10 protein-coding genes are annotated in these 13,248 nt (G+C 69.1%); 8 read left to right on the top strand and 2 right to left on the bottom strand.

The window, feature by feature from the left end; all coding sequences use genetic code 11:
* Positions 1–37 precede the first annotated feature (37 nt).
* A complete protein-coding gene (locus tag AC1DWT_RS15755) occupies positions 38–1,210 on the bottom strand; it encodes an MFS transporter (protein ID WP_206016088.1) in 1,173 nt (390 codons plus the stop codon).
* A gap of 142 nt (positions 1,211–1,352) precedes the next feature.
* Between AC1DWT_RS15755 and AC1DWT_RS15750 the strand changes: the two genes are divergently transcribed.
* Positions 1,353–2,714: an amidase gene (locus tag AC1DWT_RS15750; protein WP_206014013.1), complete on the top strand. Its 1,362-nt coding sequence runs from the start codon at positions 1,353–1,355 to the stop codon at positions 2,712–2,714.
* Positions 2,715–2,732: 18 nt separating this feature from the next.
* On the opposite strand, the gene AC1DWT_RS15745 is transcribed toward AC1DWT_RS15750, so the two are convergent.
* The gene (locus AC1DWT_RS15745) at positions 2,733–3,920 is read right to left on the bottom strand and encodes a CaiB/BaiF CoA transferase family protein (protein ID WP_206014012.1); all 1,188 of its coding nucleotides are present in this window, start codon (positions 3,918–3,920) and stop codon (positions 2,733–2,735) included.
* Between the two features lie 182 nt (positions 3,921–4,102).
* Between AC1DWT_RS15745 and AC1DWT_RS15740 the strand changes: the two genes are divergently transcribed.
* The 7 genes from AC1DWT_RS15740 to AC1DWT_RS15710 form a co-directional block, all read left to right on the top strand.
* Entirely contained in the window at positions 4,103–5,206 is a 1,104-nt protein-coding gene (locus AC1DWT_RS15740; protein ID WP_072945077.1) for an XdhC family protein, read from the top strand.
* 91 nt (positions 5,207–5,297) lie between these two features.
* Positions 5,298–7,001 (top strand): PucR family transcriptional regulator, encoded by a 1,704-nt coding sequence (locus AC1DWT_RS15735; RefSeq protein WP_095861492.1) that lies wholly within the window; start codon positions 5,298–5,300, stop codon positions 6,999–7,001.
* A gap of 165 nt (positions 7,002–7,166) precedes the next feature.
* Complete coding sequence (locus AC1DWT_RS15730; protein WP_072945079.1) at positions 7,167–8,603, top strand: uracil-xanthine permease family protein; 1,437 nt, start codon at positions 7,167–7,169, stop codon at positions 8,601–8,603.
* A 76-nt stretch (positions 8,604–8,679) separates the two neighbouring features.
* Positions 8,680–9,591, top strand: coding sequence for an FAD binding domain-containing protein (locus tag AC1DWT_RS15725; RefSeq protein ID WP_095861493.1), 912 nt, complete (start codon positions 8,680–8,682; stop codon positions 9,589–9,591).
* Complete coding sequence (locus tag AC1DWT_RS15720; protein ID WP_083395698.1) at positions 9,588–10,238, top strand: (2Fe-2S)-binding protein; 651 nt, start codon at positions 9,588–9,590, stop codon at positions 10,236–10,238. The genes AC1DWT_RS15725 and AC1DWT_RS15720 overlap by 4 nt, the downstream gene beginning before the upstream one ends.
* Positions 10,235–12,736 carry an aerobic carbon-monoxide dehydrogenase large subunit gene (cutA, locus tag AC1DWT_RS15715; protein ID WP_206014011.1) on the top strand — a complete coding sequence of 834 codons (2,502 nt, stop codon included), beginning with the start codon at positions 10,235–10,237 and terminating at the stop codon, positions 12,734–12,736. The genes AC1DWT_RS15720 and cutA overlap by 4 nt, the downstream gene beginning before the upstream one ends.
* A partial coding sequence (locus AC1DWT_RS15710) for an SRPBCC family protein (RefSeq protein WP_477921290.1) occupies positions 12,733–13,248 on the top strand: 516 nt, incomplete at its 3' end. The genes cutA and AC1DWT_RS15710, both read left to right, overlap by 4 nt.

Genomic DNA, 13,248 nt, shown 5'->3' with positions numbered 1-13,248 from the left:
GGTGAGTGGCAAAGCGTGCCCGGGCACACTTTGCCACTCACGTGGGGGTGAGGTGCGGATCCTTCGCCTTGCGGCCCACGGCCACGGACGCCAGCATCAGCAGCGCCGCCCCCGCGAAACAGGCGGCGTAGCCGACGTGCGGGGCGAGGAGTGAGATGACGAACGGGACGGCGAAGCCGACGTAGATCAGGCAGTAGAACACCGCCACGGTCTGCGCGAGTTCGTCTTCCGGCGACAGCTTCTCGACGGATGCGAGACCGGACCCGAGCAGGATCCCGTAGCAGGATCCGAGAAGGAAGGCCGCGACGACGATCGCGACCACCGGCAGCGCACCGTGCGTATACGCGACCACGGTCGCGGCCCCGAAACCCAGCACCCCGAGCACGATGCCGACCCGGATCCCGGTGGCGTCGTCCTGCTGCGACCACCGTTTGGCCCACGGCTGGATCACCGCCCCGGTGATCAGGGTCAGTGCCGCGACGAGACCGGTGAACGCCACCGAGGTGGAGCGCAGTGACTCGGACACGAGCGGCGGAAGCGTCGCGAACGACACGGTCGCCACCCCGAACACCCACGGCGCCCAGGGCGCGATGCCCCACCGGAACCGGGAGGTCGCGAGCGCCGACAGGGGCTTGGCGACGAGGTCCGTCGCGCGGACCCGCGCATCGGGCACCGACCACACCAGTGCCAGGGCGCCGACCATCAACACGATGTGCACCAGATACGGGAGCAGTTCCGGCTCGGGGAGCCACTGCGCGATCACGCCGGCGAACAGCGCTCCGCAGCCGAATCCCGCGGACAGCGACATGGCGGCGCGGCGCGCACCCGCCCCGGCCGGCGACGTGGAGCTGAGTTCCTTCATCCAGGCGGTGCCGGCGCCGAACGCCATGCCGGAGGCGAGTCCGGCCAGCACCCGTCCCAGATAGAGCAGGTCGGGGACGGCGGCTCCCGCGATCAGGACTAGGGAGGAGACGATGCCGACGGGGATCATCGGACGGATCACCGCGCGCCGGCCGAACCGGTCGGACACGCGCCCGAAGTACAGCAGCGCAGGGATCAGACCGACGACATACGACGCGAGCATCGCGGTGAACGAACCGCTCCCGAGACCGAGATGCTCGCGGTAGACCAGCTGCATCGGGGCGAACTGGTTGGCTCCCCAGCTGACCGCGAACAGCGCGACGGCAAGGCGGACCCAGGGCGAGAGCATCATCCGATCCTCCCAGAGCCGGTAGCGCGGCGAAGTATCAACTCTTCACAGGTCGGGCTCCGCATTCCTGTGGACACTGGCCGTGTGCGGCGGGTCCGGGGATGTCTAGCGTCGACCCCTGAGCACGAGCCGAGGAGGACATGTGTGGGGTAACGACGGCAGCTGGGTCGGCTCGGACGCGCGGACGATCGCCCGCGCCGTGACGAGCCGGGAGGTGTCCGCGAGCGAGGTGCTCGACGACCACCTGGCGCACATCAAGGCGCGGAACCCGGAGCTGAACGCCGTCGTCACCGTCGCCGAGGACCAGGCGATCCGGGCCGCCGACGACCTCGACAGCCGGATCGGCCGAGGTGAGGACGTCGGTCCGCTGGCCGGGGTGCCGTTCACGGTGAAGGACCTGATCGCGACCGCGGGTGTCCGGACGACGGCGGGATCGCGCGCGCTCGAGCACAACGTGCCTTCTGTCGACGCCCCCGCGGTGGCCGCGATGAGGGCGGCCGGCGCGATCCTCGTCGGGAAGACGAACACCCCGGAGTTCGGGGCCAGCGGCCTCACGCACAACGACCTGTTCGGGTACACCGTGAACCCACTCCGGCCCGACGGCGTACCCCGCTCACCCGGCGGGTCGAGCGGCGGCGAGGCGGCGGCGATCGCGTCCGGGATGAGCGTGGTCGGCCTCGGTACCGACTTCGGCGGTTCGGTGCGCTGGCCCGCGCACTGCACGGGACTGCGCTCCGTCCGCCCGACCGTCGGCCGGGTCGACCCCGACGGCCAGTATCCCGGTGTCCCGTCGGGCGATCACCTGCTGACCAATCCGGCGACCATGCACGGCACGCTGCAGACGATCGGTCCGATGGCGCGGACGCTGGACGACGCGGCCCTCGTGCTGCGGGTGCTCTCGTCCCGGCAATATCGGTGGACCGACCCGGGCACGGTGGACCTCCCACGTCTCGACGTCACGTGGGCACCCGGTGAGGGGACCGTCCCGGTRGACGAGGAGATCGTCGCGGCCGTCGCCGGTGTCGCCCGGCAACTCGGTGCCCGCCCGTACCGGGGTGCGGCGCTGGCGGAGGGGAACGACCTGTTCGGGAAGTTGCGGTCCGTCGAAACCCACACCGACATCGAAGAACTCGGCACCGGCTTCGGGGCGAACATCGCGGCGATGCTCGCCGACGGGCGGGACGTGGACCGGCGCGGGGTCGAACGGCTGTGGGCGCGGCGATCGGAACTGGTGCACCGGCTGCTCGGCGAGATGGGGGACGTCCTCGTCCTTCCCGTCGCCTCGATTCCGGCGCCGCCGCTCGGCGAAGAACTGTTCGACGTCGGTGGGCAGTCTCTCACGTGGGCTCAGGCCCTGGCGAGTTGCCGCGCGATCAGTGTGACGGGTCTGCCGTCCGTCGTCGTTCCGGTGGGAATCACGAAGTCGGGGTTGCCGATCGGCGTGCAGGTCGTCGCGCGGCCGTGGTGCGAGCACGTCGCGCTGGCCGTGGCCGCCCGGTTGTGAGGCGACCACGGCCAGGTGTCAGATCACGTGGTCGCGACGCAGACCCTCGATGTCTGCTTCGCTCAACCCGAATTCGCCCAGCACCTCCGCCGTGTCCTGCCCCAGCACCATCGGTGGCGCATTCCGGATCGGCAGGGTTTCCTCGTCGACCCAGAACGGGCTCCGGACCAGCGGCACCTCACCGCCGTCCGGGGTGGCCACGGGCTGCACCATCTTCAGGGCCTGCACCTGCGGGTCGGCGAACGCCTGATCGATCGTGTGGACGGGACCGCACGGGATGCCCGCCGCGCGAATCAGCGTCACCCATTCGGCGGCCGGACGCACGGACAGCAGTTCGAGAAGTTCCTTGGTGAGCTGGTCCCGGTGCGCGAGTCGTGACTGGCCGGTGCGGTATTCGGGCCGGTCGGCGAGGGCGGGATCCCCGAGAACCTGGCACAGCGAGTCCCAGTGCTTGTCCGAGCCGGTCGCGATGATGATCGGGAAATCGGCGGTGTCGAACGTGCCGTACGGCGTGATCGTGGGGTGCGTGTTCCCGTTCGGCTCCGCGACGCGTCCGGTGCTCAGGTAGTCCTGGGCCTGGAACGACATGATCGACAGCGCCGATTCGAGCAGGGACGTCTGCACGTGATGACCCGCACCGTCCCGCCCCCGGGCCACGAGTGCCGCCGTGATGCCCAGCGCCGCATAGATACCGGACACCGTGTCGATGATCGGGATCCCGACGCGCATCGGCGTGTGGTCACCGGCGCCGGTCACCGACATCAGCCCCGACATGCCCTGCGCGACCTGATCGAGTCCCGGCGAGAACTGCTCGGGACCGGTCGGGCCGAAACCGCTGACGCTCATCACGATCACCCCGGGATTGTCCGCGGCGAGCGACTCCTGGTCGAGTCCCATCTCCGCGAGAACGCCGGGACGGAAGTTCTCCACGATGACGTCCACGCCGACGGCAATGCGGCGCAGCAGTTTCCGGCCCTGCTCACTACGCATGTCGAGAGCGACCGAACGTTTGCCACGGTTGACGGAGGTGAAGTAGAGGCTGTCGCTGCCGTCGAACGGCGGCCACTGCCGGGAACTGTCGCCACCGGAACGGGTCTCGACCTTGATGATGTCGGCGCCGAAATCGGACAGCAGTGCCGTGCACAGCGGTCCGGCGAGGGCCCGTGTGAGGTCGAGGACCCGGATCCCGCTGAGCAACTGGTTCATGGTGGATCCTCGGTTCTCTGAGAAGGAAGGGGACCGTCCGAGAATTGCGGACTCGCCGGTCGATAGCGATGGCGAGAATGCACAAGCGGCCGCTGGGGATTTCGGCGCATTGTGTGCCGCGACGGCAGGTCACGGCCGGTTAGCGTGAGCTACCCGAAGAAGCACCCGAGGAGGACGAGACGATGCGCGACATCCTGACGGGCCTGGAATCGTGGTTCGACCGCGGCGAGACGTTCGCGCTCGCTACGGTGGTGCGCACCTGGAAGTCGTCCCCGCGGGCGCCGGGCGCGGCGATGGCCGTGTCGGAATCCGGTGAGGTGCTCGGAAGTGTGTCCGGTGGGTGCGTCGAGAGCACGCTGTACGAGACGGCGCGGGACGTGCTGGCCGACGGGCGGAGCCGCACCGAGGTGTTCTGTGTGGCCGACGACGACGCGATCGGGGTCGGACTGACGTGCGGTGGCACCATCGAAGTGTTCGTCCAGCGCATCGGGCGGCACGACTTCCCGGGTTTCGCGGACGCGGCGCGGCGCATCCGCGGCGGCGAATCGATCGCCGTCGTGACGGAAACCGGCGACGGATCGCGGACCCGGCGTTGCGTGATCACCGGCGACGGGCCGGTGGGCGACCTCGACCTGCCCGGCGCCGACGTCGACAGCGTCCGCCGGCGGCTCGAGGCCGGTGAGTCGCAGGTGTATCAGCTGCGGTCCGAGACGGTGTGCATGGTCGAGATCTTCGCGCCGCCACCGCGGATGTACATCTTCGGGGCCATCGACTTCGCCGCCGCCATGTGCACGCTGGGCGCGTTCGCCGGCTACCACGTCACGGTGATCGACGCCCGCGCCGTGTTCGCGACGCGCGCCCGGTTCCCGGACGCCGACGACGTCGTCGTGATGTGGCCGCACCGGTTCCTCGAGACCGCACCGGTCGACCACCGGACCGTCCTGGCCGTGCTCACCCACGACGAAAAATTCGACATCCCGCTGCTGAAACTGGCCCTGCGATCGGACGCGGCGTACATCGGCGCGATGGGCAGTCGGGCCACACACGAGCGCCGGGTCGCGCTGCTGTGCGAACAGGGGACGACCGCGGCGGAGCTGGCGCGGCTGCATTCGCCGATCGGCCTCGACCTGGGTGCCCGCACCCCCGAGGAGACGGCGGTGTCGATCCTCGCCGAGATGATGAAGACGACCCGCGGAACCACGGGCCTCGAGCTCCAGCAGCTGAGCGGTCCGATCCACCGTGACGCGCCCGCCGGGACCGGCCGTCCGCTCGAGTGCACCGCGTGAGCGACGTTTGACGGGTATTCGGGTCGAGACTTAAGGTCAGGCTTTCGCGCCATCCGGGGCGAGTGTCGGATCAGGTGAGCAGGGTGTTGCAGTGACGACGAGGGATGCCGGTAGTTCCGCTCCCGGGTTCCGCGCAGCCGCCGACACCGGCAACGGGCCTGGTCCGGGCGTTGCGCCGCAACCGCTCGCCGACGTGTTGGCATCCGATCTGCTCGTCTCCCCGACCCTCGTCGCCGGCGAGAGCGGCACCTCGCGTGAGGTGTCGAACATCGCCGTGATGGCGGTGCCGGGCATCGGACCGTGGCTCCGGACCGGACAGTTGCTGATCACCACGACCGCGGTTCTCGGCCGGCTGGTCGAGCCGATCGACGCGTTCCTGGCCCGGCTCGACCGGCGAGGTGTCGCTGGGCTCGCCGTGCGCCTCGACGACCCCACCGCGCCGCTGCCGGCCGAGATGTCCGATGCGGCCGACGAACTCGGGCTTCCGGTCGTCGTGGTCGCCGACCTGTACTCGCAGGCACATCCGCTGGCGGCGGCTCTCGCGGAGTTGTCGGCCCGGCAGGTCGACGCCGTGTTCGAGGCGGACCGGCTGCGGCGGGTGCTCGTCGACGTCGTGATGGCAGGCGGCGGGTTCGCCGAACTGTCCGTCGCCGTCGCCGCCGAATTGGGCGGGGCGGTGCTGATCACGACACCCGACGGACGTCAGTTGTGCCGGGCGGGCGACGAGTCGGAACTGAGCCGGCTGGCATCGAGTGCAGCGCTCGACTCCACCGGACGGGTCCGCACCGATTCCACGGAGGGCGGGCTCGGCCTGCACCGGCTGGGCGACGAGTCCATCGCGGTATCAGCGATTTCGGCCAACGGCATCGACCACGGGCGGCTGGTGCACTCTTGCACCGGACGCGCGCTGCGCAGCGAGGACCTGTACCTCGTCGAGCAGGCGGCCGCGGTGTGCGCCCTGGTGGTGGCCCGCGAACTGGTCGTCTCCTCGGTGGAGGAGAAGCACCGCGCGAACTTCGTGCGCGACCTGCTGCTCGGCCGCGGCGGCGAACACGAGCACGTGGTCGCGCACGCCAAGACGTTCGGCTGGGACCTGGACCGCCCCGTGGTGGTCGTGGTGATCGAACCCGACCCGGTCGGCGAGGACGAACCGTCGATGCCCACCCGGATGCCGCTCGTCGAGCGGCAGGCGCGGGCATTCACCAGCGCCGTCGCGGGCCGCGACCAGGGCGCCGCCGTCACCGCGCTGGCAACCGAGACGGTGATCCTCATGGGTGTCGGCACCGACACGATGAACCTCGTCCACGAACTCGTCGCCACTGTGCGCGGCGCCGGTGGCGGCGGTCGCCGCCCGTTCGGGGTGGGCGTTTCCCGGCCGACGGACTCGGTGGACGGCATCCCCGCCCTCTACGGTCAGGCTCGGACCGCGCTGAAGGTGGGACGGCAGATCACCGGCGCCTGGGCGGTGACGCATTTCGACGACCTCGGCGTGTACCGGCTGTTGAGTCTCGTCGAGGACGACCGTGAACTCGAGTCGTTCGCGAGCGAGACGCTGCGCGAACTGACCGCGGACACAGCGGAGGCGCAGGACATGCGGCGCACCCTCGAGGTGCTGCTCGCCACCAACATCAACATCGCCGAAACCGCACGTCAACTCCACTTTCACTACAACACCCTGCGGTACCGGGTGGTGAAGCTGGAGAAGATGCTCGGGTCGTTCACCGATCACCCCGAATTGCGCCTCGACCTGTCGCTCGCCCTCAAGATCATGGCGATGCGCGGCATCAATTCCTAAAGTTGCCAATTTCGCCGGGCACGCCCTGGCAGATTCTTCTCACGCCGGGTGGCTGACGCTGTAATAACGTTTCCCTCCTATCGAGGTGTAATTGTGACGTGCGGCACATCGCCAGAAGCGGCCCGCCGGCACCCCTGCACCGCCACCTGTCTGAAAGGTCCCCCTATGCCTATCTGGACACTGCACGGAGATGGCAAGACCATCGCACCCGGGGAGGTCGTCACCCCCAGCGAACGGCTCAGCTGGGGCCGCACGATCGGGCTGGGCGGGCAGCACGTGGTCTCGATGTTCGGGGCCACGTTCGTCTTCCCGATCATCATGGGCCTCAATCCTCAACTGGCCGTGATGATGTCGGGATTCTGCACGCTCTTCTTCCTGCTCGTCGTCAAGGGCCGGATTCCCAGCTACCTCGGGACGTCGGCCGCATTCGTCGGCGGCATCGCCGCGATCCGTGCCCAGGGCGGCACGTCCGCGCAGGTGACGGGCGCGATCCTGGTGTCGGGTCTCGTGCTCGCCGGGATCGGCGTGCTGATCCACTTCCTCGGCGGCGGGGTGGTGTTCAAGATCCTGCCGCCCGTGGTCACCGGCGCCGTCGTCATGCTGATCGGGTTCAACCTGGCCCCGGTGGTCGCCGGAACGTACTGGCCCCAGGACCAGTGGGTCGCGTTGACGGTGATGGTCGTGCTGGTGGTGGCGAGCGTCGCGCTGCGCGGATTCCTCGGGCGGGTCGCGATCTTCCTGACCCTGCTGTTCGGCTACGTGCTGTCGTGGGTGCTCGACCTGACGACCGGCATGATCACGTCGTACGACCCGGTCGCCGGCGCGGTCACCGAGCACTTCCGCGTCAACTGGGACGGCGTCTCCTCGGCGTCGTGGATCGGGCTTCCGCCGTTCTCCGACGAGGCGAACGGCATCGTCGGCATCCACGCGCCGTCGTTCAGTCTCACGTTCATCGTCCTCGTGCTGCCCGGTGTCATCGCCCTGATCGCGGAAAACGCCGGACACGTCAAGGCCGTCGCGGAGATCACCAAGACCGACCTCGACCCGATGATGGGACGCGCCCTGATCGGCGACGGCCTGGCCACCACCATTGCTACCAGCGTCGGCGGATCCCCCACGACGACGTACGCGGAGAACATCGGCGTCATGGCCGCGACCAAGGTGTACTCGACCGCCGCGTACGCCGCGGCCGGGGTGATCGCGATGCTGCTGGGCTTCTCCCCCAAGTTCGGTGCCGTCATTTCCGCGACCCCCGGCGGCGTGCTCGGCGGAATCACGGTTGTGCTCTACGGGATCATCGGCCTGCTCGGCGCGAAGATCTGGAAGGAGAACGGCGTCGACTTCGGTAATCCGCTCAACCTGATGCCCATCGCGGCGGGCCTGATCATCGCGATCGGTGACGTGGAGCTGACGTTCAGCGACAGCTTCTCCCTCAGCGGCATCGCGCTCGGCACGATCGTGGTGATCGGGATGTACCACCTGTGCCGCGTCATCGCCCCGAAGGACGCCGACAACCCCGACGACGCAGGCACCGGCCGTCACCACCCGAAGCCGACCACCGACGACGGAACGGTCCCGGACCGGGTCGGTCAGCTCACGTGATCTGCCAGCGTCAGCACGTGAGGTTTGTCACTAGTTCACGAAACGTCGAGCGTACGATACGGGCAGGATCTGAGGAATGAAACCGTCGCCACTGACTTATCACCGACCTCGGTCGATCGACGAGGCCTGTCAGATCCTCGCGGACGTGGCTCACGAGGGAAAGGTGCTCGCGGGCGGGCAGTCGCTGATCCCGTTGCTCTCGATGCGGCTGGCCGCGCCGGCGCACCTCGTCGACATCGGGTCGATCCCCCGGCTGGACGCGGTGTCGTCGTCACGCGACCTCGGTGTCACGTTCGACGCCCTGACCACGCATTCGGTGCTCGAAGCCGACCGCGGCGCCGCCCAGGTGCAGCCGCTGATCGGCCGCGGGCTGCGTCTCGTCGCGCACCCGACCATCCGCAACCGCGGCACGACGGTCGGGTCCATCGTGCACGCCGACCCGTCCGCCGAGATGCCGGCCGTGCTCGCGCTGCTCGGGGGCTCGATCACCGTGCGCTCGGTGCGCGGGGTCCGGGAGATCCGGTCGACCGACCTGTTCGCCGGGCCGCTCGAAAGCACCCTCGAGGCGGACGAGATCGCGACCAGTGTCACCGTCCCGGCCGCCGAGCCCGGTGTCGGGACGGCGATCGACGAGATCGCCCGCAGACACGGCGACTACGCACTCGTCGGGGTCGCGGCGCAGGTGCGGGTCGAGGACGGCGTCGTGGCCGAGGCCCGGATGACGTACGTGTCGGCCGGCGAACTCGGTGAGGTCGTCGACTACACGGACATCCTCCAGGGCGCGTCCGCGACGGACGACCGGGACCCGTTGTGGCGGAATCTGTCCGAGTTCGCGCGGGAACGGATCGACACCGAACCCGACATCCACGCCACGGCGCGGTACCGGTCGCAACTGGTGGCGGCGCTGACCGCACGGGTCGGGTTCGCGGCCGCGCAGGATGCAGTGCTCGACGGTGCCGCCGTGCACGCGTCGGCGGGAGGAAGATGACCATGGCAAAGGCAACGACCAGCATCGACGAGCAACTCGCCGAGCTACAGGAGGAGACGGGCGAACAGCACGTCGCGGTGACGTTCACGCTCAACGCGGTGACGCAGACGGTGCTGCTGCCGTCGCGGACGCTCGCGTCCGACGCGATCCGGCACCATCTGCGCCAGACGGGAACCCACGTCGGCTGCGAGCACGGCGTGTGCGGCGCCTGCACCGTGCTGCTCGACGGCAAGCCGGTGCGGTCGTGCCTGGTGCTCGCCGCGAGCCTCGAGGGCCGTGAGGTCACCACCGTCGAGGGTCTCGTCGAACCCGACGGCACGCTGCATCCGGTGCAGCAGGCGTTCATCGACTGCCACGGCCTGCAGTGCGGGTTCTGCACTCCCGGGTTCGTCACGACCATCGCTGCGTTCCTCGAGGAGAACGACTCGCCCACCCGCGAGGAAGCCACCGACGCGATCGCCGGCAACCTCTGCCGGTGCACCGGCTACCAGAACATCCGGGCGGCCGTGCTGCGCGCCGCGGAGATCAAGCGGGAGCGTTCGGGCGAATTCCCGCTCGGCAAGGACGACGAGTCGGCCCGCGCGTCACTCGATCCGAAGGTCCGCGGCACCACCAACCCCGTCGGGGGAAGGGCAGGGAGAGCATGAGCGTCACGAAACCCCGCACCGCGCCGGCAGGCACGAAGCGCACCGGACGGGACACCGCCGAATCCGAGAAGCTGTTCGGCAAACCGATTCCCCGCACCGAGGACGCCCGTCTGCTGTCCGGCAACGGCCGCTACCTCGACGACCTGGGCCACAACGCGCTCATCGCCGCGTTCGTCCGGTCACCGCACGCGCACGCCCGGATCACCGGCATCGACATCGACGCCGCCCTGGATCTGCCCGGCGTGCACGCGATCTACACGTACGACGACCTCGCGGACGACTCCCCGGAGATGGCCGAGAACCTGCCCCTCCTGATCCCGCACCCGGCGATCACCGCCCCGCGCAACGGGTATCCGCTCGCCAAGGACGAGGTCAACCACGTCGGTGAGGCGATCGCGATGGTCGTCGCCGACAGCCGGTACATCGCCGAGGACGCGTGCGCCAAGATCGACGTCACGTACGAAATGCTCCCGCCGGTCGTGGGTATCGACGTGGCACGGCAGGCGGACAACGCCGTGCACGCGGACGTCCCCGACAACGTCGCGGCGCACCTGCAGCACGGATTCGGCGACGTGGACGCGGAACTGGCGAACGCACCGCACCGGCTCACGCTGAACCTCGAGATCGAGCGGTCGGCGGCGATGCCGATGGAGGGCAAGGGCGTCTACGCGCGCTGGGACACCGACGAGCAGGCGCTCACGTTCTGGACGTCGACTCAGACGTCGACGTCGGCGCGTGCCGCGATCGCGGCCCGGCTGAAGATGGCGCACAACAAGGTCCACTGCATCGCCCCCGACGTCGGTGGCGGCTTCGGTGTCAAGATCGTCCACCCGTGGCCGGAGGAGGTCATGGTCACCTGGGCCGCGCGGCGGCTCGGGACGGCGGGCATCTCGAGCGAGGTCAAATGGGTCGAGGACCGGCGCGAGCACTTCGTGTCGAGCGCGCACGAACGCGGCCAGATCCAGGAGGTGACGGTCGGATTCGACGACGACGGCACCCTCCTCGCGTTCGACTTCACGTTCTGGCACGACAACGGCGCCTACCTGCCGTACGGCATCATCGTCATGCTGAACACGTCGACGCAGGTGCTCGGGCCGTACAAGCCGAAGTCGTTCCGGGTGGACGCGTATTCGCTGTACACGAACACCGTCATCGTGACGCCCTACCGCGGCGCCGGGCGCCCGCAGGCCGTGTTCGCGATGGAACGGGCGATGGACGCGATCGCGAAGTATCTCGGCAAGGACGTCATCGAGGTCCGCGAGCACAACTTCATCCGGCCCGAGGAGATGCCGTACGACTTCCATCTCACGTTCCAGGACGGCCGCCCGCTGATCTACGACACCGGCGACTACCAGGCCGGGATCGACAAGCTGAAGAAGCTCATCGACTGGGACGGGTTCGCCGAGTACAAGAAGCAGGCGAAGGCCGAGGGCCGGGCCGTGGGCATCGGGATCGGCGCCTACGTGGAGGGAACCGGGCCGGGCCCGTACGAGGGCGCCCACGTCCTCGTCGAAACGTCCGGGAAGGTGAAGGCCGCAACGGGTCTGACCACTCAGGGGCAGGGCCACCAGACGGCGTTCGCGCAGATCGTCGCGGACGACCTCGGCGTGCCGGTCACCGACGTGGAGATCGTCACCGGCGACACCCGCCGATTCGGCTATGCCGTCGGCACGTTCGCGTCCCGCGGCGCCGTGATGTCCGGGTCGGCGTTCCACGTGGCCGCGCAGATGGTCGCGGAGAAGGCCCGCAAGATCGCCGGGGACGCGCTGAACCTCGATCCCGCCGAACTGGAACTTCGCGGTGGGCACGTGTGCAAGATCGGCACGCTGCCCGGCGCCGAGGGCACCTCCATCTCGCTGGGCGTGGTCGCCGTGCTGTCGAACCCGCTGCGCTACGCGTTCGACGACGCGTCGCGGCAGGCCACCGGATTCGCGAAAGCCGACACGGACATGACGATTCCGCCGGTCCGGGAAGGTGAACAACCCGGGCTCGAGGCCACCGGCTACTACTCGCCCCCGACGTCGACGTTCGCGTCCGGCGTGCACGCGGCGATCGTCGAAACCGATCCGGTGACGGCGGAAATCCACGTCCGGCGGTACGCCGTCATCCACGACTGCGGCAACGTCATCAACCCGCGGATCGTCGAGGGCCAGGTCATGGGCGCGGTCGCGCAGGGGGTCGGCGGCGCGCTGTACGAGAAGATCGTCTACGACGAGCACGGCCAGATGCTGAACGCGTCGTACATGGACTTCCTGATGCCGTTCGTCACCGAGATGCCCGACTCGCTCGAGATGGACCACACCGTCACCCCATCCGGCCTCAATCCCCTCGGTATGAAGGGTGCGGGCGAGGCGGGCGTGATTCCGACGTCCGCCGTCATCGCCGCCGCGATCGAGGACGCGGAAGGCATCCCGATCACATCCATGCCGATATCCCCTTCGGAGTTGTTCGAGCTTCGCCTCGCGCACGCGTCGTCACAGAGCAAGGAGAACGAATGAGAATCGCAGGCACCGCCCTACTGACCGCACCGCCGGAGGCCGTGTACGACAACCTGCAGGACGGAAAGGTCCTCGCGGCCACCATTCCCGGGGTGCAGTCCCTCGAGCAGGTCAGCGACAACCATTACAAGTTGTCCATCACCGCGGGCGTCGCATCCATCAAGGGCACCTATGACGGCGAAGTGATTCTGTCGCAGCAGAATCGGCCCCAGTCGTTCGTGATGACGGCGTCCGGAGCCGGTGCGCCCGGCACCGTCAAGGCCGACGTGACGGTGCGGCTCGAGGAACGCGACGGCGGCACCCTGCTCAGCTACGACGCGGACGCCGTCGTCGGCGGCATGGTCGGCGGCGTCGGGCAGCGGATGATCACCGGCGTCGCGAAGAAGATGGCCGGGGTGTTCTTCAAGGGCATCGACGGCGTCATCGCCAACGGCATCCCACCGGCCGAGGTCGCCGCCGCGGCGGGTGAGGCCCCGGCGGTCGCGGGTGTCGCGCAGGCAGCCCCGGTCCCC

Source organism: Rhodococcus sp. P4_B6 (assembly GCF_056402215.1).
Note: the sequence above shows the minus strand (reverse complement) of the source record. Positions and strands in the feature narration are given on the sequence as shown.

Excerpts from the sequence above, each read along its gene's own strand:
- AC1DWT_RS15755 (WP_206016088.1), bottom strand. The coding sequence starts at position 1,210 with ATGCTCTCGCCCTGGGTCCGCCTTGCCGTCGCGCTGTTCGCGGTCAGC.
- AC1DWT_RS15745 (WP_206014012.1), bottom strand. The coding sequence starts at position 3,920 with ATGAACCAGTTGCTCAGCGGGATCCGGGTCCTCGACCTCACACGGGCC.
- AC1DWT_RS15740 (WP_072945077.1), top strand. The coding sequence starts at position 4,103 with ATGCGCGACATCCTGACGGGCCTGGAATCGTGGTTCGACCGCGGCGAG.
- AC1DWT_RS15730 (WP_072945079.1), top strand. The coding sequence starts at position 7,167 with ATGCCTATCTGGACACTGCACGGAGATGGCAAGACCATCGCACCCGGG.
- AC1DWT_RS15725 (WP_095861493.1), top strand. The coding sequence starts at position 8,680 with ATGAAACCGTCGCCACTGACTTATCACCGACCTCGGTCGATCGACGAG.
- AC1DWT_RS15720 (WP_083395698.1), top strand. The coding sequence starts at position 9,588 with ATGACCATGGCAAAGGCAACGACCAGCATCGACGAGCAACTCGCCGAG.
- cutA (WP_206014011.1), top strand. The coding sequence starts at position 10,235 with ATGAGCGTCACGAAACCCCGCACCGCGCCGGCAGGCACGAAGCGCACC.